Here is a 22310-nt window from a genome sequence, read left to right as displayed (position 1 = left end):
CGCTAGTATAGTTTTAATCCATGATCAAGCCAATTGGCAGAGTCGCTTTATTTTTCGTCAGCTAGGTATAAACTATGATAAAACAAAATGATTCTACATCATCGACGAATGATTCACTTATATCAGATGATAAAAACATAATGAATATCGCACAATACCTAAAAGATGCACAGTTAAGTCACAAAAGGTCAATACCACCTCTGGAACAATGGCAGCCTAAGCATTGTGGAACAATGGATCTGAAGGTAAAAGCCAATGGTGAATGGTGGCACGAAGGTCAATTAATCAAAAGACAAAGCCTACTCGATTTATTTTCAACAGTGCTTTGGAAGGAAAACGGAAAATTCTATTTAAAAACGCCAGTTGAACAGATCGAGATCGAAGTAGAAGATGAACCTCTATTGGTCAATCAAGTGGATCGATTTGAATTAGACGGTTTAACTTATATTCAAATGACAACCACCAATCAAGATGTTGTGATTATTGATCATGATCATCCGATTTTTATGCGTGAATATGCTGGTGAGTTAAGACCTTATGTACATATCAGATTTGGTATAAATGCTTTAATTCAACGTTCTACATTTTTCCATTTGGTCGAAATGGGCGAGTTGATCGAAAATGAACAATCTAAATCAATTCTGTTGTTAAAAAGTGGAAATTTTGACTTGCAATTAGGGACTTGAGGTTTAAGCTTTGCATATCTCATTTAACTCGTATCCGTAGCTGATGACTGCCATACTCCCGCTATCTCCTTTAATTGATCCTATGCCAAATGCATCTTTTGATGCGCCGATAGGTATTTTTGATTCAGGAATTGGCGGTCTGTCTGTTGCATTAGAAATTGCGCATTATTTACCTAATGAACGCATTATTTATTATGCCGATACAGCACATGTTCCTTATGGTCCACGAGACGATCAAAGTATTCGAGAGTTAACTGCGCAAGCGATAGAGTGGTTATATCGACAGGGGTGTAAAGCGGCTGTCGTCGCGTGTAATACGGCTTCAGCATTTAGCTTAGATTATTTAAGAGCGCATTATGGCGAACGGTTTCCAATCATTGGATTGGTGCCTGCATTAAAACCTGCGGTTCTTGGAACACAATCAAAGGTTGTTGCGGTGTTGGCAACACCCGCCACTTTTCGAGGTCAATTGCTGAAAGAGGTCATGCGTAATTTTGCTGATCCTATGGGCGTTAAAGTACTTCCAGTCACCAGTTTAGATTTGGTGCCTTTTGTTGAGGCAGGGCAAGGCGACAGTGAAGCGTGTAAAGCAGTTCTTAAACAGATATTAGAACCTGTTGTTGAGCAAAAAATCGATTTTCTGGTGCTTGGATGCACACATTATCCATTTTTAAAAGACACCATTAAATCATTGTATGGTGAAAACTTTAGTTTAATTGATTCGGGAATGGCTGTTGCGAGACAAACCTCGCGCATTTTAATTAAGCATCAATTGGCTGCAACCACTCAGCATAAGATGACTAAGCAAATAAAGTGTGTAGTGAGTGGGCAAAATGCCGATGATTTAAAGCCGATTATTTATCATTTGATTGGCTCTAAAGTTGAATGGTCTGTCGAAAATTTAGTTGAAAAATTATATTAATTAGTTCAGCATGGAGACGATTTTAGTATAAAAAACAACAGGGCATTAAAGACCGAATATCATATTCTGGGCTAGCTGGGCTGGGCAATATAACAATATAAAGGAAAGTTTAAATTATGCTCGATAAGCGTTACCAAGTTTTTATAACAACTTCTGGTAAAGAGATGCAGCCTGAAAGGCTGATTGCATCTCAAACGCTGATTGGCATGGGTTTTTTTTCGTGGGGATTAGAACAAAGAACCCCGATGAGTACCGCTTTTGCTCGACGACAAATTGATGATTGTGACTATGTGTTACTGTTATTGGGCAGCCAGTATGGTGAGCGCTCAGTTTCTGGTGTCAGTTATTTACACTTAGAATATATTTATGCAGTTACCAAGCAAAAACCGATTATTGTTTTTATGCACGATGATCCAGATTCCAGAGAAGACGGACTACAAGAAAATACGCCAGAACTCAAAAGTCGTTTTCACGAGTTTAGAAATCAACTCCAAAAAGAAGTCGAACAAGTCGTTACTTATCACTCTCTACGCGATTTAGAATTGGCAATACGGTCCTATTTACCGCAAATGTTAGAGCGTTATCCTGTCGCTGGCTGGGTTCGTCCGCACAGTATTCAAACGCTTCAAGATCAAATCGATCATTTAAAATCACAATTAACTCGGGCAAAAATGAGTCATGCTCAAACTGAGTCAGATCCCTTTTTAAGTTTACCGCGTGTGACGGTGAGTGATATTTTGTGTTTTAATTATCGCTTACACGTTTATCAAGACGGTAATTTTCAAGACTTGACTCTTACACGTGAAATGACTTGGTGTGAAGTGTTGAACGTTTTATCGCAAGAGTTTAAGCAAGCGACTCCAGAAGAATATTTTTCTAAGGTTTTGAATCATTATTTAAATCAAACAGGTTTGAAAGATGCTCAAAAGCAGATACCACGTGCTCATGCGGTATCTCGCTCACAAATTAATGTGCGTTCATTGCATATGATTAAACAACAGATGAGACACAATGATTGGATTGTTCCTGTTGGGCGTGATGATCGACAACGACTGTTATGGAAAGTGACAGATCAATTTTATCTGGCTATTAAATCTCAAGGACATCTTGAGGGGCATCTAAAACTCATTTAAATTGATGTAATTTTGATACAGTTCTTTCGAGATTCTGCTAAAGTATTTTTATATTTTAAACTTTATAAAGTGGAAATAATGTCTGGATCTAAACCGAAAATTATGGTCATTGTCGCAAACTTGGGTACGCCCGATGCACCAACGGTACAAGCTGTTCGGCAGTTCCTTAAACAATTTTTGTCAGATCAACGTGTTATCGAGATCCCTGCTTTTTTATGGAAAATTATTCTATATTGTTTTGTGCTGCCATTTCGACCTAAATATGTTTCGAAAGCTTATGCACAGGTATGGAATGAAGATTCTCCAATGCGAGAAATTTTATTTAAGCAAGTTGAACTTATAAAAGAAAAACTCGCTGATCATCATCATGATTTTGAATTAAAGATCGTTCCAGCTATGACTTATGGAAACCCAAGTATCCATAAAGTTTTGGAGGATTTGACGCATAATCCACAAGATCACGTTATTTTATTTCCACTTTTTCCTCAATATTCTGCAACCTCGACAGGACCTCTTTACGATGCAGTCTCGAAATGGGTGCTGAAGCAAAGAAACTTACCGGGCTTAACCGTATTACGTGATTATTATCAGCATCCAATGTATATCGAAGCGATTGCTCAGAGTGTGCTTAACTATCAAGCGAAACATGGAAAACCAGAAAAATTATTGATGTCTTTTCATGGTATTCCGCAACCTTATGCAGATAAAGGTGATCCCTATGCAGACCGTTGTCGTGAAACAGCTGCGCAGGTTGCAGCACGCTTAGGTTTAAATGCCAATGAATGGGCGATTAGTTTCCAATCTCGTTTTGGTAAGCAAGAATGGGTGAAACCTTATACCGATCAAACATTGATGGATTGGGGCAGCCAAGGCATTAAATCTGTTCAAGTTTTGAGTCCTGCGTTCTCTGCAGACTGTTTAGAAACACTTGAAGAGCTTGCAGTTGAAAATGAGGAAACATTTCAAAATGCAGGCGGTCAGGCTTATGCTTATATTCCTGCATTAAATACAGATGAATTACATATTCAACTACTCAGTCAATGCATTGAAGCGCAATTAAATGCTTTAAAGTTTAATCTATCCCATTCACAAGATTCTTAGGGTTGCCATATGCTTCAAGTTAAAATTGTTCCTGTTACAGCCTTTGCTCAAAACTGTTCCATTCTTTGGGATACAGAATCGAAAGAAGCCGTCTTAATTGATGCGGGTGGTGATGTGGAAAAATTGAAACAACAGGTAGCGGAATTAGGTTTAACCGTAAAAGCGTTGTGGCTTACTCACGGTCATCTCGATCATGCTGGTGCTGTAGGTGCATTGGTGAATGAATGGAATGTACCAGTGATTGGTCCACACAAAGAAGATGCTTTTTGGCTGGATATGATTCAAGAGATATCTGCACGCTACGGTTTCCCAAAACCAGAGCCAGTTGTGGTCGACTCTTGGCTTGAGGGAGGCGAGGTGCTGACTCTAGGCGAGGAAAAGTTTGAAGTTCGTTTTGCACCAGGCCATACCCCAGGTCATGTGATGTTCTATAACGCAAATCACGGATTATTATGGACTGGGGATGTGTTATTCAAAGGTTCAATTGGCCGTACTGATTTTCCGCGCGGAAATCATCAGCAGCTCTTAGATTCGATTCAACGTGAATGTTTTAGTTTGCCAGATGAAACACAATTTATTTCTGGCCATGGACCGATCAGCACGATTGGATATGAAAAGAAGCATAATCCCTTTGTAGCAAGTAAAGCGGGCTAAGCTTTCTCTAAAGAGCTTCTTAACTTTGAGAAGCTCTTTAAACCCATTCGCAAATGAACCTTCACCGTTGTATTTTCAGTAACATACACACCAGACACAATAAGCCTGCAATAATAAGCAGGGTATAGTCTGCATGATAAAGTGCAAGCACAATAAAAACACAACTCAGTAAGGCCAATAGACCGATGAGTATTTGCATTAAAAGAGGAAATTTCATGAAGTATGACTTTGTTTTTTAATGGTCCATCTCACAGCAATATTCATCACCTAATAATTACATTTCATAAATCAATAGAATCAAGTCTTAAAAATTAGGATCTTCTGATTGTGGCGAGTCTTCGGTTGGAAGCGTGTATTGATCACTTGCCCAAGCCCCTAAATCAATCATTTTACAACGCTCAGAACAGAAAGGTTTAAATTCATTTTCAGCCCATTTACTGGGATTTCCACAACGTGGACAGGGAAATGTACGTTGCATTTTCAGCTCCAAGATTAGAATCTTATCATACGAACAAAATAGGCAAAGTCATCTAGAGTTGTTAGACTTATGCCGATTTCCTTAGTTTGATCTGATTATGCCGATTCGTCAATTTCAAGCACAGCGTATGCATGCACCTCGTGATTTCCAAAAGATCGTTAATGAACCGATCTGTGTTGAAATTGGAGCTGGAAAAGGTAAACATGCCCTGCTTTTTACGACTCAACAACCAGAACAAAAGTTATATGCAATAGAACGCACCCGTGAAAAGTTTTTGGCAATGCAAAAACAACATCAAATAGAAGCTCAGCAAAATCTTTCTCCTATTCATGCGGATGCAATACCTTGGGTGGTTCACGCTTTATTTCCAAAACAAGTGCAACATTTTTTTATCTTATACCCTAATCCTGAGCCGCATAACCCCGCTCAACGATGGTTAAATATGCCATTTTTTGAATTTCTGATTTCAAGATTGGCCGACAACGGAACAGTGACTTTGGCGAGCAATATCCCATCTTATATTGATGAGGCAGAACAACAGTTATTGAATGTTTGGAAATTACCTTTTGAGAAGCAGGTGATTCAAAGTGACTCTGCTCGAACCCATTTTGAAGTGAAATATTTAGAACGTGGTGAATTGTGTCAACAATTAGTCATCACTAAGCCTGAACATTATCCGACACGTTTTGATCAGTTTTTACCCTTGGAAGGACAAAATCAAAATTTAGTGGCAGAAATTAAGATTCAAGATGGAAATGCAGAATAAAGCCATGAAAAAGGTCGCAATTATTGGTGCGGGACCTGCAGGCTTAATGGCTGCGGAAGTATTGAGTTCGCAAAATATCGAAGTCCATGTTTACGAACAAAAGCCCACTGCTGCGCGCAAGTTTCTTATGGCTGGAAAGACAGGACTGAATATCTCGCATGCTGAACCATTTGATCATTTTATTCAACGTTATGATCAGAATGAATGGTTAAAGCTATGGGTTCAGCAGTGGGATGCTGTTTGGATTCAAAACTGGATGAAAAATCTAGGCATTGAGTCCTATATTGGTTCTTCTGGTCGGGTTTTTCCAGTGGAGATGAAGGCTGCTCCCTTATTGCGTGCTTGGCTAAAAAGATTGGCTGCGGATCGAGTTCAATTTCATTATCGTCATCAAGTGGTGTCTTTAAAGTCGAGTCAATTAGTCGTAAAAGATTTAACCAGTAATGAGAGTCAACAGCTGCATTTTGATGCCATTATTTTGGCGTGTGGCGCTGTTTCTTGGTCTCAATTGGGCAGTGATGGCGCATGGAGAGATTGGGTTGATAGTTCTGAGTTAGAGCCATTTCAAGCCAGTAACGCGGGGGTAGAGCGAGTTTGGTCTCAATTTATGCAACCTGTTTTTGGCACGCCTTTAAAACGTGTGGAAGCATGGGTTGAGGGGCAGTCAAAATCTTCAGGTGATATAGTCATTACCCATTATGGCTTAGAAAGTGGTTTAATTTATAAGCAAGGTCGTGCGTTGAGACAAAGACTCAAAGAGCAAGGCACGATGCAACTTCATTTAGATTTATTACCCGATGTCACTATAGCGCAATTGGCTGAAAAATTAGCACCGACTAAAAAGCAAAGTGTGAGTAATATTTGGCGTAAAGCTGGTTTAGACACAGCTAAAGCAAATTTAGTCAGGGAAGTCGTTGATAAGTCAGTATGGAATGATCCGCTGGTTTTGGCACAAAAAATCAAAAATTTAAGTATTGATTTAGCGGGTTTTCGTCCAATTGAGGAAGCGATCAGTTGTTCTGGTGGTATAAAGCGTGAGGCATTAACTTCATCATTAGCTTTAAAGTCAAATCCTTATGTATTTTGCTGTGGTGAGATGTTGGATTGGGACGCGCCAACAGGAGGATATTTACTGACGGCTTGTTTTGCGACAGGGCGTGCTGCGGGTGAGGGCGTCATTCAATTTTTATCGCAATAAACGCTACCGATTTGTCATTTATGATCAAAATCTATGTGTTAGGCTAAGTTAAATTCTTGAGAAAAGAAGCTGACCATGAGCAAGCAAAATAAATATACAGGTAGTTGTTTATGCGGTGGTATTCGCTATGAAATTCATGGTGAGATTGGAGAAATTTTACAGTGTCACTGTCAGAGGTGTCGTAAGGCCAACGGCACTGCTTTTGCTACCAACGCTGGAGTGCGAATCAAAGATTTTAAACTGATTCAAGGTGGCAATTTACTCAAAAAATACCCATCCTCAGAAACAACTCAGCGATGTTTTTGCAGTGAATGTGGATCACCGCTGTTCAGTATTAAAACCACGACACCAGAATTTTATAGATTGCGCATAGGGACATTAGATACAGCGATTCAGCATCGCCCATCAAAACATATTTTTGTCTTAGATAAAGCAGAGTGGGAAACGATTTGTGATGGGTTGCCACAACACGATCAATGGCCATAATTTGAATGCGTGTGGATTAACGTGAATGAAATTTATCTAAAGTGAATAAAAAAGGAAACTTGAAGCTCCCTTTTTTAGCATTCAAATTTATTTAGCGCTTAATGCATTACCATCAAACTGAATACCATTCCAACCATTGAGCATGAATTGACGAATATTCTGATGATCTGAACCTTCAGGGGTATTCAGTACAGATGCATAATGTTCTGCGAATAAAGCTAAAGTATCCGCTGGATTTAAGCCATTGATTTGAGCGAAAGAAAATACTTTCGCACTGCCTTGATTTTCAGTCGCAGCATTGGTTTGAAGGCCATTTTTAAATGCGGTTGGTATATGATTAAAATGAGCATCAATATGAGCAATAACATCTGAAAACTGAGCTTCACCTGACTGTAATTGTGCTAATAAAGCTTGTGCCATGAGAAATTTCCTTTCGTTTAAATTGGCATCATATTAACTAAAAAATTATTATATCTAAATCCCAAATGACTGATTCTCAGATTTCTTTAAAAAATTGATCGATAGACAAAATATTGGACTAGTACAACAGTATAAAAAACATTTAAAGTGATGGGTGATTTCTAAAAGTTCTTAGCATTGATGAATATATTTTTTGTTGCTTGTGGTGGTGCGATCGGAGCGTGTTTACGTTATGGGGTAGGCCTTTGGCTGTCTAAACCACAATTATTATTTCCATGGGCGACATGGTCAGTCAATGTACTTGGCTGTTTGTTGGCTGGGATTTTCTTTGCGTTTACATTGAAATACCCCGTTCTGCAACAAGAGACACGCCTTTTTATTATGGTTGGCGTATTGGGCGGTTTTACTACATTTTCAAGTTTTGGTTTGGAAACCTTTCAATTGCTTCGCAATGAACAAATCATCATCGCGCTTGTTTATGCGCTTTCTAGCTTGATTGTAGGTGTGATATTTTTAGCGATTGGCTTTTACATTTTTCAATATCTTCTAAATGTAAAATGAAAAAAAAGAAGCTTAAGCTGGAGTAAAGTGCTTAAGCTTCGACACAAAAATATATCTAAAAAAATCAATGAAAGATAAATGTTCCTAATGTTCCTAATGTTCTTAACGTTTGAAACGTGCAAAACGTTTATTAAAGCTCGCAACTCGACCTTCATTACTGGCTTGGCGCACTTCACCAGTATAAAACGGATGTGAGGCACTTGAAATATCTAAAGTAACGTAAGGGTATGTTTTACCTTGGTATTCACGAGTTTGTGTGGGTTGCATTGTGCTGCCGATCACAAAGTAGGTATCTGCATTGGTGTCGTGAAAAAGGACGTCTTGATAAAATGGATGAATGTTAGAACGCATCGTAATACTGCTCACACTAAATGATATGTTATAATATAACATAACGAATAATAAGCAGTATATTTTTTTTAATCATTCAATCTAAATTTTAATCTGTCTAATAAATTTGAGATGTTCAGTGAATTTGATATGTTAATTAACAGGTGGCACAAGTTCTTCAAAAAGATCGATTAAATTGTCATTCACTTTTAAATGAATCAAATTCCAGTAATGTCCTGAAATTGTACGATTAACCATTAATGTATCGGGTGAAGGCTTGAATGTGTCCCAATATTTTAAGGATTTTTTCACCAGAAGAACGCCATCGTGATGTGCTGAATTCTCTGCAAAATCATACTGTTTGGTAAGAGGGCGCAGTAAAACGTCTAACCAGGAGATGTAAAGTTCTTTAGGGAATTTCTCTTTTTCTGCCAGTGCATCGAGTTCAATGAGATAAGTTTCTATCGTCTCAATATCATGATTTCGGCCAGCTTGAACCAGTTTTTTAAAGCGATCAACAAGGTTGGTCGATAATGTTTTAACCCCACCAAAATCATAAATGATGACACTACCATCTTCTTTAAAAGCAAAGTTTCCTGGGTGAGGATCACAATGGAAGCGTTTTAAATAAAACATTTCTTGACCTAAAGCACGAATAAGGCGGCGTCCAATTTCATTGCGAACATTTAAATCCCAAGTACTTGCAGTTTCAATACTTTCACCTTTTTCCAAACTTAACGTCAGTACACGACGACTTGAATACTCAGAAAACACTTGAGGAATAATGATTTTAGGATCGAGCGAAGCATGGAAGGTACGAAATACTTGTAAGTTTTGTGCTTCAATTTCGTAGTTTAATTCTTCATGTAAACTGTCTTGGATTTCTTTAAATATACGATCTTGCAGTTTTTTATCGATCTTTAATACGCCCATCAAGCGCAAGGCCAAACGAACTTGTTTTAAGTCACTTTCACAGGCTTGATCGACACCAGGATATTGAACTTTAACGACAACTTCTTGCCCATTGTTTAAAATCGCTTTGTGAACCTGTCCGATAGAGGCAGCAGCAAAAGGTTGTTCTTCAAAATGCTTGAATGTCTGATTAAGCGGTTTTCCTAATTCTACTTCCACTTGTTTTTTGATCTCATGAAAGGGCATAGGTGGTGCTTGGCGCTGTAGTTTTGCGATCGCCTTTGCAACTTCAGGAGGGAAAATATCTTTATATTGTGAGGCAATCTGACCAACCTTCATGACAGCACCTTTCATTTCTCCCAAGGTGTCTGCAATCTGTAGTCCAATGTCTTGAAAAAGTTTAGTTCGAGCTTCATTTTTTTGATCATCATCCGCATTAAAATTACGAATGGAATTTGATACTGTTTTAGTCGCAATGCTTGCAGTCATACCTGCGAGCTTCATAAAACGACGGCCGGGAGAGCTCGCACTTTTTGACATTCAGAAAAATCCTCAAATCTTTTATATTTCTAAATTTATCATAGGCGACTCTACTCGGAATGCCTACTTTAAATTGTTAAGTGTTTGTTGCAACAATGAAGACACAAAGCAACAATCAAAAAAAGCCATGTATTTTTAATATACATGGCTTAGATGACGACTGAATTGATGACGACACAATAGATAACAATTCAATAGATGACGATTCAATAGATGGTGAAGTTAAGATTGTTCTCCTAAACTAAACTTTTTGTCTAACTTACGATTATTGTTATAAAGGCGCATAAGTAATAACACGCAAGCAATGCTCAAACCGATAATCAGTCCGATCCACACACCTGGCGCACCTATATCTGTATAGCGAGCGAGATATAAGCCGATTGGGAAGGCAATGAGCCAATATGCAATCATCGTAATCCACATTGGACCTTTGGTATCTTGCATACCACGTAAACAACCTGCGGCACTGATTTGCCATGAATCCATAAGTTGATATCCCATGGCGAATAGGAGCAAATAAATGGCAACTTGGGAAACACCTAAATCGGTGGTGTAAATCGAGACAATTTCAGGACGGAAAAACCAAATGAGTGCCATTGTCGCAAAAGCTAAAACGGTTCCTGTGATTAAACCAATCAGTTGTACACGTCGCATGGCTGCTATATTTTTTTGACCATAATACAAACCAATTCGAATAGTGAGTGCAATCGCTAGTGACATCGGAATCATAAACAATTGTGAGGTGACAGACATCGCAATTTGGTGTGCAGCGACTGTGGTTTCACCCAAGGGGCTGATGACGATCGCGGCGGTACTGAAAATACTCACTTCGAAAAAAATAGCCAAACCAATGGGTAAGCCTAACGCTAAAATACGTTTGATCCAGTAGCGATCTAATGCTTCCCACTTCGTAAAAATCTGCGTTTTTTGATAAGACTTACTTTTGAAAATATAGGTGGCTAAAGTGAACAGCATGATCCATTGTAAAATTGCAGTGGCAAAACCACATCCCGCACTGCCAAGCGCAGGGATTGGACCCCAGCCATACATGAACAGGAAATTTAGTGGAACCAATGCAACAAGAGACAATAAGCTAATAACAGTTACAGGTCTTGGATGTCCTAATGCCTCGGAATAACCACGCAAAGCCGCATACATGGTAACTGCAGGCATACCAAAACCAATCGCATGCAAAAACAAACTGGCTTTGGGGATTAATGTTTCAGGCACACCCAAATAAGGCAATAAAGGCGGCATTAGCTGTAAAATAATGCCTGCGATGATGCCTAAAATTAATGCAATCCATAAAGATTGGCGAGCAATCGTGGCAATTTTCTCAGGGGTTCTCGCACCATTTGCTTCAGCGACCAAAGGCGTAGTCGCAATCATAATGCCACTGAAAAGTAACATGATGGGAATCCATAAGCCCACACCCACAGCGATTGCTGCTAAATCAGTGGCGGATAAATGCCCCGCCATGATGGTGTCGACTAGGCCCAATCCAGCTTGAGAAAATTGTGTGATCAAAATCGGGATCATTAATTGAAAAAGATGTTTAAGTTCAAAGCGGGTACTTACGATTGTCGACACAAAAAATACTCATATAACAGAGAGAACGTTTTCATTAATGTTGTTTTTCATTAACGTTGTAAGGTCAGAATAACCCCAATCATAATGGTGATTGAACCCAAAAAGCGTTGCCAATTAATCGCCGTTTTTTCAGTGCCAAGTATGCCAAAATGATCCACCAGCATCGACATCACAATCTGTCCAAAAATGATTAAACCCGATAGGGTTAGGAAACTTAATTTGGGTGCAGCATAAATACTCATACTAATGGCATACACACCCAGACAACCGCCTAACCACAAATACCAAGGAATTTGAGATAATAATTGGAAGCTTGGTTTAGGTGGAGATTGAAAATAAACCAAAAAAGCCAACAGAATTGTACCAATTAAAAACGATAAAAAGGCAGCTTGAATTGGACTGTGTAAATATTCCCTCAGTTGGGTGTTAATGACCGTTTGAAAAGTCATGGCGACACCAATCGCAAAAGCAAGCGGAATAAAGACGTATAATTGGCTCGATATTTTCATCATTTATATGACCTTCTTATAGATTTATTTTGAGTCTAAAGCAAAATCAGTACAAGTATGCGGTGTTGTGATGTAGACATGTTAAAATAGTTTTTTGCCTGTTTGAGCTTGTTCCTTGGTTGATTTAAATCCTGTATCTGTTCCGCTCTCTCTATATATACACATGCCATGGTGTGTGCGTAAGTGTCCATATTGCGACTTCAATTCACATGCAGTGCCAAATGGTGAATTAAGTTTGGATTTAGAGCAGGAATATTTAACTGCTTTGGTTGAAGACTTTAAGACTCAAGTGGATTTTGCACAAGGGCGTCAGATTCACAGTGTTTTTATTGGTGGGGGAACGCCTTCACTTATTTCAGCGCAGGGTTATGTCTGGTTGTTTGACCAACTGAAGCAGATTCTTCCGTTTGAAGATGATTGTGAAATTACTTTAGAGGCAAATCCAGGTACGGTAGAACATGATCCATTTGCTGCTTATCTAGATGCAGGCATTAACCGTTTATCCATCGGTGTACAAAGTTTTAACGCAGAACATTTAAAAAAATTAGGTCGTATCCATAGCCATGATGACGCAACTTCAGCGATTCATTTAGCGACTGAGGCAGGCTTCAAACGTATTAATGTTGATTTGATGCATGGACTTCCTGAGCAGACTTTAGAGCAAGCGCTTTTTGATTTGAAAATGGCGGTGGAAAATGGAGCGACTCATGTCTCTTGGTATCAATTAACCATCGAACCGAATACTGTATTTTTTCGGACGCAGCCCGTTTTACCCATGGATGAAGTCTTAGAAGATATTCAAGAACAGGGTGAAAAGTATTTAAAAGCCAATGGCTTTATCAATTACGAAGTATCTGCATGGCGTAAAGAATTACCATCGGCTCATAATTTAAATTATTGGCAGTTTGGTGATTATTTAGCGATTGGGGCGGGTGCACACGGTAAAGTGACGCAACCTGATGGCGTTTACCGCTTCCAGAAAACACGCTTACCTAAAGATTATTTAGCCAAAGTGCCAGCAGATCATCTTCAGTTTAAAAAGATTGAAGCGGATGAAATGCCGTTCGAATTTATGATGAATGCTTTGCGTTTAAATGATGGTGTAGATGCACAGTTTTATTTAACACGTACAGGCTGTGACCTATATGAACTTGATGAAGTCTTGACATCATTACGTCAACGAAAACTTTTAGTAGCAGATGAGTCAAGATTGGCCTGCACTGAGCAGGGGCATGTATTTCTAAACTCAGTTTTGGAAGAGTTTTTATAAATTTAGACTTGTTCTTTGCTGCATTGGAAATTTGTAAGGTGATAAGCCATAAGAACTCATTATTCAAGCTTGTTTATCGATGGTCTTGTTTATGAACGAGTCATTTATTGAAACAATCATTTGATGAAAGAGTACTCATGAACGACTTTACATATTCGTACTGTATAAGATGAGTACCATTGCTCTCTACCCCGATTTCTCGCGATGGTATGATCGATTTGAGCTTTCCAATTTTTGATTGATTCTAGAGATGTCCAGTAAGAAACCGTTATACCGATATCTTCTCGAGCTGAATCTACGCTTAAAAAACCAGCTTGCTTTTGAGCGAGTTCCATCATTGCAGCGGCCATTAATTCATAACCAGGATCGCCATTAGTTCGAACAGATGAAAAGATTACAGCATAGTAGGATTCATCGTCATTATTGTTTATATGCATCGACTTAACTCCTTATCGAAAAATATCGGTAAAGCATCCAATATTATCTACCATCTTAGGGAATTATTCTAAGCGAATAAAAAGACCGCCTCAGCGCTCTTTAATCTAAAACTTAGTCATTAGTACTTAGTAATCAAAACTAAAATGCTCAGTATCTAAAGAAGAATATTGAGAGAAAAATTAAATAGCAAAGATTAAGTAAAATAAACAGTGCTAAATATTAGCTTTGTGTTGTAAATGTAAAAGAGGATAGGCTTTTCCTTGTCCATCTAGTTCAGATCTTGAAATAACTTTAAATCCAAGCTTTTGATAGAAACCAATAGCTTGTGAATTTTGCTCATTAACATCCACTTTTTGAATATTGAGTTCTTTAATAGCAAACTGAGTGAGGACTTTACCAATCCCTTGACTTCTAAAGTCGGGTTCAATGAATAACATTTCAATATTATCAGGGCTTGTACCAATAAAACCGACAATTTTTCCGTCTTTTACATATTTGTGTAGTAATACATGCTGAAAATATTCATTTAAAATTAATGGTTTTAGTTCATTAATTTCAGCTTCAGGGAGGAAGTCATGCGTTGCTCTGACAGCGCGTTCCCATATTTCAATTAAAACAAGGAAATCTTCTTTACTGGCAATCTGTAACATAGGTCATCCAATCTTATCTATTTCAGTTGAATAAAAAAGACCGCCTTAGCGGTCTTTAATCTAAAACTTAGTCATTAGTACTTAGTAATCAAAACTAAAATGCTCAGCATCTAAAGACATTAACGTTTTCGCTGGATTAACCATTGATTCTGCATGCCCTTGAGTACGAGGCAAGATACGTTCAAAGTAGAAATCTGCTAATTTAATTTTAGCTTTATAGAATTCAACTGTTTCTGCACCATCACCTGAAGCTAATTTTGCAGAGGCAACAGCCGCTTGTTGTGCCCAATAATACGCCATCATCACGTAGCCTGAGAACATTAAGAAATCAACAGAAGCACTCGAAACAATATCGCGGTCTTTACGTGCAGCAAGCATGATACGGACAGTTAAAGCATTCCATTGAGCACATGCTTTCGTTAGATCCCATGCAAAACGACGCATGTATTTATTACGCGCATGTTGACCACAGAATTTTAAAATTTCAGCAGTATAGTCACGAACCACTTTACCTTTAGAAGACAACAGTACTTTACGACCAATTAAGTCTAAAGCTTGAACGCCTGTTGTTCCTTCATACAACGTTGCGATACGAGCATCACGAACGATTTGCTCCATGCCATGTTCTTTAATATAACCATGACCACCGAAAATTTGCATACCGTGATTTGCAGCTTCTAAACCAAGTTCAGTTAAGAAACCTTTTAGAATTGGTGTGTAGAAACCCAATTTATCATCATATTCGTCGAACTTCGCTTGGTCGCCTTGTAGCAACGCATCGGTCATTTTATCAGCCAACTGAGCAGCATGATAAATCATTGAACGACCGCCTTCAGCAATGGCTTTCTGAGTCATGAGCATACGACGTACATCAGCGTGATGAATAATCGCATCTGCTACTTTCTCTGGATCTTTTTTACCTGAAAGCGCGCGCATAGACATACGTTCTTTAGCATAAGGAAGTGAACCTTGGAAAGCCAATTCCGCATGTGCTAAGCCTTGAACTGCCGTACCGATACGTGCTGTGTTCATAAAGGTAAACATTGCATGTAAACCTTTATGCTTTTCACCGATTAGGTAACCGATCGCATCGTCAAAGTTAAGCACAGCTGTAGCAGATGCGCGAATACCCATTTTGTGTTCAATAGAGCCACACGTTACAGGATTACGTTCACCAAGACCGCCATCTGCAGTTGGAAGGAATTTAGGCACGATGAAGAGCGAAATACCTTTGGTGCCTGGAGGGGCATCTGGAAGGCGTGCCAATACGATGTGAATAATATTTTCGGTAAGATCATGCTCACCGGCAGAGATGAAAATCTTGGTCCCTGAAATCTTGTAAGTATCGCCTGATACAGGTTCAGCTTTAGATTTGATTTGCCCAAGATCCGTACCACATTGTGGCTCTGTAAGACACATCGTTCCTGACCAAGTTCCTGCAGTCAAATGTGGCATATAGATATTTTTTTGTTCTTCAGTACCGAACTGCATGATGGTGTTCATACAGCCCATGCTTAAACCCGGATACATGGTGAAAGACCAGTTTGCCGTTCCCATCATCTCAGATTTAACAAGATTTAAAGACATCGGTAAGCCTTGACCACCGAACTCTTCAGGATAAGACAGACCTTGCCATCCACCTTGAACAAATTGGTTATATGCTTCTTTAAAGCCTTTCGGGGTGGTAACTTCGCCGTCTTTAAAATGACAACCTTCTTCGTCACCAGATTGATTTAATGGAGAAAGAATGTTTTCACAAAAATCTGCTGCACCATCAATAATCATATTGACCGTGTCTGAATCAGCAGCTTCGCCATTGCTTAGAGTTTTGAAATGGCCTGGATAGTCAAAAACTTCATTCATTAAGAAACGAATATCACGTACGGGCGCTTTATATGCTGGCATTTAACTTTTCCTAATTTAAAATATAGAAAATATTTATTCGATAATAAGATTATGGGCTCAATAACTAAAAAAACATTGATAAGAGTTATAGAAATGAATGTCAGAAAAGCTAATTTAAAAATTAAACCTGAAAATGAAATAATTGGACTAAAAATTAATTTGAACCTTTTGTGTTTATTATATTTTATATAAAAACAATGTCTTAGTAATTTTTTGTAATTAGCTAAAAGTATATTTTGGTTGGATGCTTAATTTTTAAATTTTACAAGTGTACTGTCACTTAAATCAATAATCACGATTTTATGTGCCTCATTACTCGGACGCTATTCAACAAATGTAGCACGTTAAAGTGATACATTTGTTTCAAATACGGAATATGAAGAGATTAAATGATGGCGTTATTTAGAGGAAATCTTTTAAATTTGGACGCACGCCATTCCAAATACTAAAGGCCTCAATCGCTTGACCAATTAGCATGCCATAACCTTCCGAACAGGGAACGCCACGTTGCTGAGCTTGTTGGATAAAACTTGATGGTTTGCCATAGGCCATTTCATAGGCATGCTTGAATGTAAGTTCAACAGGTAAAATAAGTGCATCGCCACTGAGACTCGCAGAAGTCGCATTAATAATAATATCGAACTGACCTTCGAGTTGATCAAGTCCACATGTTAGAAGTTCTGCTTGAGGAACAGCGTCTTGAATATCATCAACGAGCTGTTCAGCACGAGCAATGGTACGATTGGAGATCACAATTTTTTTTACACCAGCGTGTACCAGAGGGTAGATGACACCACGAGTTGCACCGCCTGCGCCAATGATCAAAATAGTCGAGTTTTCTAAAGGCCATTCGAGCGCTTTGATCGCTTCAACTAATCCTTGACCATCGGTATTATCTCCATAGAGCAAGCCATCTTGCATCCATAAAGTATTTACAGCTTTGGCGATTTGAGCGCGTTCGGTGAGCTGCTTACACAGTGAAAATGCGCGTTCTTTGAAAGGAACGGTGACATTCATTCCTATACCATCATTTTGAAAAAAATCATGAACACTTGTTTCAAATGCATCTAATTCAGCAAAGCGTTTATTATAAGTAAGCTCAATTCCTGTTTTTTTCGCAAATGCTTGATGTAATTCAGGAGATCTTGACTGTTCAATCGGATTGCCAATCACGGCAAATAGTTTAGCCATTACGCGAAGTCCATGTGCTGAAAAGCTCATAAATATACGTCAAATGGGCTGATATCTAAAGGTAATTTGAGTACTCAGTGCTTTAATACTTATGATCGATTTTAATGGCTGGGATTACAGATATCCAAGATTGCATGTAAGCAGATATGAATAATATTTAAGCTTAAACCGATGATCGCGAAGAACATTAAACTATAGCCAAAACTTTCATTAATAAAACTTTCAGAAAAAATAGTAGTAGATATTGCGCTGAGCAAAGTGATAACAAGCAACCAGAAGATCATTCCAGTTGAATTCATTTTTTTAATATGCATTGTGTTTTCCCTGATGTGAATCTAAATCATCAATGCATACATTAATATTCGGATTCAACGACTATGTGAATATAAGCAAGTGTACGTCATTCAGTCTTAAATAATACTTAAGTGCTGTTCTTTTAATGTCACAACTTATGTCGGCATGTTAATAGAGTCGTCTTATTTTAACAACAGAATAATTTATAGAGTTGATGAACGGAAAATTCTTAAATCGATGAATGGAAAACTCATAAATTGGTAGAGAGTTGAAAATGGGGAGGGAGTAAAGCTCTTTAAAGAAAAAAGAGCTTTACTTTCAAAGTGTTAAGTCTAAGTCGATGAAGAGCGTTCTTTTAGCCAATCTTGTGGTTTTAGATAATAGTCAGATAAACGTTTTTCTGCAGAATCAGCATCCCATTCAGGACGGTAAGACCAACCTGCTAAATTCGGTAGACTCACTAAAATAGACTCAATACGCCCACCTGTTTGCAGTCCAAAGAGTGTACCGCGATCATAAACTAAGTTGTATTCTACATAACGGCCACGACGATAAATTTGAAAGTCGCGTTGCGCTTCAGTATAGGCTTTATCCTGATTGCGCTTAAAGATGGGCAATATTGCTTCTAGATAGCCATTTCCTACAGCTTGAATGTATTGGAAACAGGTTTCAAAATCCCACTGATTTAAATCATCAAAAAATAAGCCACCTACACCGCGTTGTTCGTCTCGATGTTTAAGGTAGAAGTAGTCATCACACCATTTTTTATGATGAGCATAAACGTCTTGACCAAAAGGTGCGCAAAGATCATGTGCTGTTTGATGCCAAAATAAAACATCTTCGTCATTTGGATAGAATGGCGTGAGATCAAAACCACCTCCGAACCACCAGATTGGATCTTGTCCTTCTGGTTCTGCAACGAATAAACGGACATTGGCATGCGATGTAGGCACGTTCGGGTTTTTGGGGTGAATGACCAGTGATACACCCATGGCTTGAGCTTTTGCACCCGCAATTTGTGGATGGCGTTCGGTCGCAGAAGCAGGGAGCTTTGAAATATTGATGTGAGAGAACATCACACCACCTTTTTCAATGACCGTGCCATTTTGTAGAACACGAGAGCGACCGCCGCCGCCTTCTGGGCGTTGCCAATCATCAATTTCAAATGTTGCAGTTCCACCACCTGCTAGTTCTTGCTGCTCTAAGCTCGAACAGATACGGGCTTGTAAATCGAGGAGAAAGTCACGTACGCGTTGTATATCAGCTGAAGTTGGATTCTGCATGATGCTCCTCTTGATATCAGGGCAAATTGAATGGGTTTAATGCTATCAAAACATAAATACATAAAGAAAGTAAGGGATTGTCTTTCAATTTATAAATTTATTGAGCGGCACAATAACTCAGCCCATTAATTTAAAATTTAAATTAGAAATCGTCTTTTTGATACATGTGTGACATACGCTTATTTTTGGTTTTTAAATATTCTTCATTGAAAGGATTGAGGCCAACAGTGAGCGGTACGCGGTCGACAACATTTATTCCTTGTTCTTCTAAAGCAGCAATTTTGAGTGGATTATTGGTTATTAATTTGACTTCTTTGACCTGCAAATGATCGAGCATAATGCTACACATGTCGTAACGACGTGCATCTGCAGGTAGATTTAACATTAAATTAGCATCTACGGTGTCATGACCTTGATCTTGTAAGGCATAGGCACGAATTTTATTGGTTAAACCAATACCACGACCTTCTTGGCGTAAATAGAGGATAATACCTTGGCCTGCATCATTAATTATTTTTTGTGTAGCTTGAAGTTGTGGCCCGCAATCGCACTTGAGTGAAGCAAAGGCATCACCCGTTAAACATTCAGAATGAACTCGAACCAATACAGGTTCGGTTGGTGGCGTATCTAAACCTTTAGAAAGAGCAACATGCTCTTCACCAGTTTCTGGGTCTTGGAAAACTGTGATTTTGAAATCACCAAAAGCAGTTGGTAAATGAGAAGTCGCGACAAATTCTATAGACACAGATGAATCCATTACATGTTTGTATATTGGCTAAAGTATAGCTGAATGATTTGACATTAGTGGTATATCCTTGTGCAAATTTACACAGAAGATTTTCTTTTTTGTATAAAGCACACGATAATAGTTGATAAGTACTAGGGTTATTCAGGATAATCTAAAGACCTAACAACGCCAAATTAAGCAATTGCTTGATAACACGCCAATATAATGTGGTTGATTGAAGGTGATTTTTTTCGATCTTTTGTTACAAAAGATTGAGCTAACCCATTTTACCTAGCTTAGGATTTGCCAGGCTTTAGAAGGCATTGCCACATATGTTGTATACCGAAATACCTACTCAACGGCCAGTTACGCCATTGTTGGACATGATTGATGATCCAGCACAGTTACGTAAGCTGGAGGCAAACCAATTGGTTACAGTTGCAGATGAACTGCGCCAATTCATTTTGTATGCTGCAGGGCAGAGTGGCGGGCATTTTGGCGCAAATTTAGGGGTGATTGAATTAACAGTTGCCTTGCATTATTGCTTTAACACGCCTAAAGATCGTTTAATTTGGGATGTGGGACATCAGGCATATCCGCACAAAGCTTTAACTGGTCGCCGTGAGCAGCTCACGACCATACGTTCTAAAAATGGATTGGCTGCTTTCCCTACACGTGAAGAATCAGAATTTGACACTTTTGGGGTGGGACATTCGTCTACAGCTATTTCTGCTGGTTTAGGTATGTCATTGGCGCGTCGTTATCAAAAAGATCCATGTGATGTTGTTGCCATTATCGGGGATGGTGCTATGACTGCGGGCATGGCCTTTGAAGCGATGAATGATGCAGTCGCACATCAAGCAGATTTGATGGTGGTATTGAATGACAACGATATGTCAATTTCATGTAGCACTGGTGGGTTTGCAAAGCATTTGGCTGCAATTTGGGAAAAAGGTCAGTCCGTTCATATTAATGAACTCGGCGAAGCGTACCTACAAGATTATCCAGAGTGGGGTTTTACATCACGCTTACACTGTTCAGCAACAGATGCTGCTGACAACTTATTTAAAGCAATCGGGTTTGACTATTTTGGACCGTTTGATGGGCATGATGTCGATCAGTTGGTTCAGGCCTTCCATGCGATCAAAAAACGCAAAGGTCCTCGTTTGATCCATGTCTATACCAAAAAAGGCAAGGGCTTCGCACCAGCTGAAGCCGAACAAATTAAGTATCATGCGATTGGAAAGCTTAATGCTGTAGCAGCAGTTAATGCAGCGCCTAAATACTCAGATGTTTTTGGTCAGTGGTTGTGTGATGAAGCTGAACAAGACCAACGTTTGTTGGCAATTACACCCGCGATGTGCGAAGGCTCAGGCATGGTGCAGTTTGCTGAACAATTTCCAGAACGATATTTTGATGTCGCGATTGCAGAACAGCATGCCGTAACCTTAGCTGCGGGAATGGCATGTGAAGGATTAAAGCCCGTTGTTGCTATTTACTCCACATTCTTACAACGTGGCTATGATCAGCTCATTCATGATGTAGCTTTACAGAACTTAGATGTCACATTTGGTATTGATCGTTCAGGTTTGGTGGGTGAAGATGGACCTACGCATGCAGGTGCTTATGATTATGCCTTTATGCGCACTGTACCAAACATCGTGATTATGGCACCTAAAGACGAAAATGAGTGTCGTCAAATGCTGCATACTGCTTATCATTATCCTGGTCCAGCTGCGGTACGTTATCCGCGTGGAAATGGTTTAGGCGTAGAGATTGAACAACAATTAACACAACTTGAGATAGGTAAAGCAGAGGTCGTTTCAGAACTCAATATGGGTTCTGATGAAGGCATCACAATGCTCGCTTTTGGTAGCCGAGTCAGTGTTGCTGTTGAAGCAGCTGAACAACTAGCTCAACAATTTGATATTGAAGTTCGTGTGATTAACATGCGTTATGTTAAGCCATTGGATGAAAATATCATTCGTCAATTTGCGGACGCTACACATTTGTTTGTCACCATTGAAGAACATGCAGTGATGGCGGGTGCGGGAAGTGCCGTTAATGAGTTTTTAGCTGAAGCACAAATTGTAAAACCAATATTGAATTTGGGCTTACCAGATCGCTTTTTGGCTCAAGCCAGCCACAATGAAATGTTGAAAGGTTGCGGCTTGGATGCAAAAGGCATTGAAAAGTCGATTTCCCAAGCATGGGCCAAGCTTGTGCAATTGGTTTAAAGTCGTACGACTAAAATTTTAGAAAGTTT

At 39.0% G+C, this 22310-nt stretch carries 25 protein-coding genes; 11 read left to right on the top strand and 14 right to left on the bottom strand.

Annotated elements, in window-relative coordinates; all coding sequences use genetic code 11:
- The first annotated feature begins 74 nt into the window (after positions 1–74).
- The 5 genes from V5M36_RS13950 to V5M36_RS13930 all read left to right on the top strand — a co-directional run bounded on the left by V5M36_RS13950 (position 75) and on the right by V5M36_RS13930 (position 4496).
- Positions 75–686 carry a DUF1285 domain-containing protein gene (locus V5M36_RS13950; protein ID WP_338560065.1) on the top strand — a complete coding sequence of 204 codons (612 nt, stop codon included), beginning with the start codon at positions 75–77 and terminating at the stop codon, positions 684–686.
- A gap of 43 nt (positions 687–729) precedes the next feature.
- The gene (murI, locus tag V5M36_RS13945; RefSeq protein WP_338560063.1) at positions 730–1608 is read left to right on the top strand and encodes a glutamate racemase; all 879 of its coding nucleotides are present in this window, start codon (positions 730–732) and stop codon (positions 1606–1608) included.
- 116 nt (positions 1609–1724) lie between these two features.
- Positions 1725–2741: a DUF4062 domain-containing protein gene (locus V5M36_RS13940; RefSeq protein ID WP_338560062.1), complete on the top strand. Its 1017-nt coding sequence runs from the start codon at positions 1725–1727 to the stop codon at positions 2739–2741.
- A 78-nt stretch (positions 2742–2819) separates the two neighbouring features.
- A complete protein-coding gene (hemH, locus tag V5M36_RS13935) occupies positions 2820–3842 on the top strand; it encodes a ferrochelatase (protein WP_338560060.1) in 1023 nt (340 codons plus the stop codon).
- 9 nt (positions 3843–3851) lie between these two features.
- The gene (locus tag V5M36_RS13930; RefSeq protein ID WP_338560058.1) at positions 3852–4496 is read left to right on the top strand and encodes an MBL fold metallo-hydrolase; all 645 of its coding nucleotides are present in this window, start codon (positions 3852–3854) and stop codon (positions 4494–4496) included.
- Between the two features lie 61 nt (positions 4497–4557).
- Here V5M36_RS13930 and V5M36_RS13925 read toward each other — a convergent pair whose 3' ends face one another.
- Together V5M36_RS13925 and V5M36_RS13920 are read right to left on the bottom strand one after the other, a co-directional pair.
- Positions 4558–4713, bottom strand: coding sequence for a hypothetical protein (locus tag V5M36_RS13925; protein ID WP_338560056.1), 156 nt, complete (start codon positions 4711–4713; stop codon positions 4558–4560).
- 87 nt (positions 4714–4800) lie between these two features.
- Entirely contained in the window at positions 4801–4974 is a 174-nt protein-coding gene (locus V5M36_RS13920; RefSeq protein ID WP_338560054.1) for a DNA gyrase inhibitor YacG, read from the bottom strand.
- 91 nt (positions 4975–5065) lie between these two features.
- Between V5M36_RS13920 and V5M36_RS13915 the strand changes: the two genes are divergently transcribed.
- From V5M36_RS13915 to V5M36_RS13905, 3 genes are all read left to right on the top strand, one after another.
- A complete protein-coding gene (locus V5M36_RS13915) occupies positions 5066–5740 on the top strand; it encodes an SAM-dependent methyltransferase (RefSeq protein ID WP_338564240.1) in 675 nt (224 codons plus the stop codon).
- The gene (locus V5M36_RS13910; protein WP_338564238.1) at positions 5730–6938 is read left to right on the top strand and encodes a TIGR03862 family flavoprotein; all 1209 of its coding nucleotides are present in this window, start codon (positions 5730–5732) and stop codon (positions 6936–6938) included. Before V5M36_RS13915 ends, V5M36_RS13910 begins: the two co-directional genes overlap by 11 nt.
- A gap of 75 nt (positions 6939–7013) precedes the next feature.
- Positions 7014–7424, top strand: a complete 411-nt coding sequence (locus tag V5M36_RS13905; RefSeq protein ID WP_338560051.1) for a GFA family protein — start codon at positions 7014–7016, stop codon at positions 7422–7424.
- Between the two features lie 87 nt (positions 7425–7511).
- On the opposite strand, the gene V5M36_RS13900 is transcribed toward V5M36_RS13905, so the two are convergent.
- Positions 7512–7844, bottom strand: coding sequence for a HopJ type III effector protein (locus V5M36_RS13900; protein ID WP_338560049.1), 333 nt, complete (start codon positions 7842–7844; stop codon positions 7512–7514).
- Between the two features lie 180 nt (positions 7845–8024).
- Here V5M36_RS13900 and crcB point away from each other — a divergent pair, with 180 nt between their 5' ends.
- The gene (gene crcB, locus V5M36_RS13895) at positions 8025–8405 is read left to right on the top strand and encodes a fluoride efflux transporter CrcB (RefSeq protein WP_338560046.1); all 381 of its coding nucleotides are present in this window, start codon (positions 8025–8027) and stop codon (positions 8403–8405) included.
- 102 nt (positions 8406–8507) lie between these two features.
- Here crcB and V5M36_RS13890 read toward each other — a convergent pair whose 3' ends face one another.
- From V5M36_RS13890 to V5M36_RS13875, 4 genes are all read right to left on the bottom strand, one after another.
- Positions 8508–8756: a type B 50S ribosomal protein L31 gene (locus tag V5M36_RS13890; protein WP_338560044.1), complete on the bottom strand. Its 249-nt coding sequence runs from the start codon at positions 8754–8756 to the stop codon at positions 8508–8510.
- 132 nt (positions 8757–8888) lie between these two features.
- Positions 8889–10187 (bottom strand): ABC1 kinase family protein, encoded by a 1299-nt coding sequence (locus tag V5M36_RS13885; RefSeq protein WP_338560041.1) that lies wholly within the window; start codon positions 10185–10187, stop codon positions 8889–8891.
- Between the two features lie 222 nt (positions 10188–10409).
- Entirely contained in the window at positions 10410–11726 is a 1317-nt protein-coding gene (locus tag V5M36_RS13880) for an MATE family efflux transporter (RefSeq protein WP_338564236.1), read from the bottom strand.
- A 101-nt stretch (positions 11727–11827) separates the two neighbouring features.
- A complete protein-coding gene (locus V5M36_RS13875; RefSeq protein ID WP_338560039.1) occupies positions 11828–12289 on the bottom strand; it encodes a DMT family transporter in 462 nt (153 codons plus the stop codon).
- Positions 12290–12401: 112 nt separating this feature from the next.
- On the opposite strand from V5M36_RS13875, the gene hemW reads away from it, so the two are divergent.
- On the top strand, positions 12402–13556 hold the full coding sequence (gene hemW, locus V5M36_RS13870) for a radical SAM family heme chaperone HemW (protein WP_338560037.1): 1155 nt from the start codon (positions 12402–12404) through the stop codon (positions 13554–13556).
- A gap of 116 nt (positions 13557–13672) precedes the next feature.
- On the opposite strand, the gene V5M36_RS13865 is transcribed toward hemW, so the two are convergent.
- From V5M36_RS13865 to ribA, 7 genes are all read right to left on the bottom strand, one after another.
- Positions 13673–13993 (bottom strand): antibiotic biosynthesis monooxygenase family protein, encoded by a 321-nt coding sequence (locus V5M36_RS13865; RefSeq protein WP_338560035.1) that lies wholly within the window; start codon positions 13991–13993, stop codon positions 13673–13675.
- 213 nt (positions 13994–14206) lie between these two features.
- On the bottom strand, positions 14207–14644 hold the full coding sequence (locus tag V5M36_RS13860; RefSeq protein WP_338560033.1) for a GNAT family N-acetyltransferase: 438 nt from the start codon (positions 14642–14644) through the stop codon (positions 14207–14209).
- Positions 14645–14725: 81 nt separating this feature from the next.
- Positions 14726–16549, bottom strand: a complete 1824-nt coding sequence (locus tag V5M36_RS13855; RefSeq protein ID WP_338560031.1) for an acyl-CoA dehydrogenase C-terminal domain-containing protein — start codon at positions 16547–16549, stop codon at positions 14726–14728.
- A 402-nt stretch (positions 16550–16951) separates the two neighbouring features.
- Positions 16952–17740, bottom strand: a complete 789-nt coding sequence (aroE, locus tag V5M36_RS13850; protein WP_338560029.1) for a shikimate dehydrogenase — start codon at positions 17738–17740, stop codon at positions 16952–16954.
- A 101-nt stretch (positions 17741–17841) separates the two neighbouring features.
- A complete protein-coding gene (locus V5M36_RS13845) occupies positions 17842–18054 on the bottom strand; it encodes a hypothetical protein (RefSeq protein ID WP_338560027.1) in 213 nt (70 codons plus the stop codon).
- 312 nt (positions 18055–18366) lie between these two features.
- Complete coding sequence (gene hemF / locus V5M36_RS13840) at positions 18367–19317, bottom strand: oxygen-dependent coproporphyrinogen oxidase (RefSeq protein WP_338560025.1); 951 nt, start codon at positions 19315–19317, stop codon at positions 18367–18369.
- 142 nt (positions 19318–19459) lie between these two features.
- Complete coding sequence (ribA, locus tag V5M36_RS13835) at positions 19460–20062, bottom strand: GTP cyclohydrolase II (protein WP_338560024.1); 603 nt, start codon at positions 20060–20062, stop codon at positions 19460–19462.
- A 314-nt stretch (positions 20063–20376) separates the two neighbouring features.
- On the opposite strand from ribA, the gene dxs reads away from it, so the two are divergent.
- On the top strand, positions 20377–22281 hold the full coding sequence (dxs, locus tag V5M36_RS13830) for a 1-deoxy-D-xylulose-5-phosphate synthase (RefSeq protein ID WP_338560022.1): 1905 nt from the start codon (positions 20377–20379) through the stop codon (positions 22279–22281).
- Positions 22282–22310 lie beyond the last annotated feature (29 nt).

The organism is Acinetobacter sp. KS-LM10 (assembly GCF_036896575.1).
In the GTDB taxonomy this organism is placed as follows: domain Bacteria; phylum Pseudomonadota; class Gammaproteobacteria; order Pseudomonadales; family Moraxellaceae; genus Acinetobacter; species Acinetobacter avistercoris.
The sequence above is the reverse complement of the archived record's forward strand: the minus strand, read 5'-3'. Positions and strand labels throughout refer to the sequence as shown.

What these genes read in the sequence shown, in the direction of transcription:
- V5M36_RS13925 (WP_338560056.1), bottom strand. Translation starts at nt 4,713, where the DNA reads ATGAAATTTCCTCTTTTAATGCAAATACTCATCGGTCTATTGGCCTTA.
- V5M36_RS13940 (WP_338560062.1), top strand. Translation starts at nt 1,725, where the DNA reads ATGCTCGATAAGCGTTACCAAGTTTTTATAACAACTTCTGGTAAAGAG.
- dxs (WP_338560022.1), top strand. Translation starts at nt 20,377, where the DNA reads ATGTTGTATACCGAAATACCTACTCAACGGCCAGTTACGCCATTGTTG.
- V5M36_RS13900 (WP_338560049.1), bottom strand. Translation starts at nt 7,844, where the DNA reads ATGGCACAAGCTTTATTAGCACAATTACAGTCAGGTGAAGCTCAGTTT.
- aroE (WP_338560029.1), bottom strand. Translation starts at nt 17,740, where the DNA reads ATGGCTAAACTATTTGCCGTGATTGGCAATCCGATTGAACAGTCAAGA.
- hemH (WP_338560060.1), top strand. Translation starts at nt 2,820, where the DNA reads ATGTCTGGATCTAAACCGAAAATTATGGTCATTGTCGCAAACTTGGGT.
- V5M36_RS13875 (WP_338560039.1), bottom strand. Translation starts at nt 12,289, where the DNA reads ATGATGAAAATATCGAGCCAATTATACGTCTTTATTCCGCTTGCTTTT.
- V5M36_RS13845 (WP_338560027.1), bottom strand. Translation starts at nt 18,054, where the DNA reads ATGCATATTAAAAAAATGAATTCAACTGGAATGATCTTCTGGTTGCTT.
- V5M36_RS13890 (WP_338560044.1), bottom strand. Translation starts at nt 8,756, where the DNA reads ATGCGTTCTAACATTCATCCATTTTATCAAGACGTCCTTTTTCACGAC.
- V5M36_RS13950 (WP_338560065.1), top strand. Translation starts at nt 75, where the DNA reads ATGATAAAACAAAATGATTCTACATCATCGACGAATGATTCACTTATA.
- V5M36_RS13910 (WP_338564238.1), top strand. Translation starts at nt 5,730, where the DNA reads ATGCAGAATAAAGCCATGAAAAAGGTCGCAATTATTGGTGCGGGACCT.
- V5M36_RS13880 (WP_338564236.1), bottom strand. Translation starts at nt 11,726, where the DNA reads ATGATCCCGATTTTGATCACACAATTTTCTCAAGCTGGATTGGGCCTA.
- V5M36_RS13905 (WP_338560051.1), top strand. Translation starts at nt 7,014, where the DNA reads ATGAGCAAGCAAAATAAATATACAGGTAGTTGTTTATGCGGTGGTATT.
- V5M36_RS13865 (WP_338560035.1), bottom strand. Translation starts at nt 13,993, where the DNA reads ATGCATATAAACAATAATGACGATGAATCCTACTATGCTGTAATCTTT.
- V5M36_RS13920 (WP_338560054.1), bottom strand. Translation starts at nt 4,974, where the DNA reads ATGCAACGTACATTTCCCTGTCCACGTTGTGGAAATCCCAGTAAATGG.
- hemF (WP_338560025.1), bottom strand. Translation starts at nt 19,317, where the DNA reads ATGCAGAATCCAACTTCAGCTGATATACAACGCGTACGTGACTTTCTC.
- crcB (WP_338560046.1), top strand. Translation starts at nt 8,025, where the DNA reads ATGAATATATTTTTTGTTGCTTGTGGTGGTGCGATCGGAGCGTGTTTA.
- V5M36_RS13885 (WP_338560041.1), bottom strand. Translation starts at nt 10,187, where the DNA reads ATGTCAAAAAGTGCGAGCTCTCCCGGCCGTCGTTTTATGAAGCTCGCA.
- murI (WP_338560063.1), top strand. Translation starts at nt 730, where the DNA reads ATGACTGCCATACTCCCGCTATCTCCTTTAATTGATCCTATGCCAAAT.
- V5M36_RS13860 (WP_338560033.1), bottom strand. Translation starts at nt 14,644, where the DNA reads ATGTTACAGATTGCCAGTAAAGAAGATTTCCTTGTTTTAATTGAAATA.
- V5M36_RS13855 (WP_338560031.1), bottom strand. Translation starts at nt 16,549, where the DNA reads ATGCCAGCATATAAAGCGCCCGTACGTGATATTCGTTTCTTAATGAAT.
- V5M36_RS13930 (WP_338560058.1), top strand. Translation starts at nt 3,852, where the DNA reads ATGCTTCAAGTTAAAATTGTTCCTGTTACAGCCTTTGCTCAAAACTGT.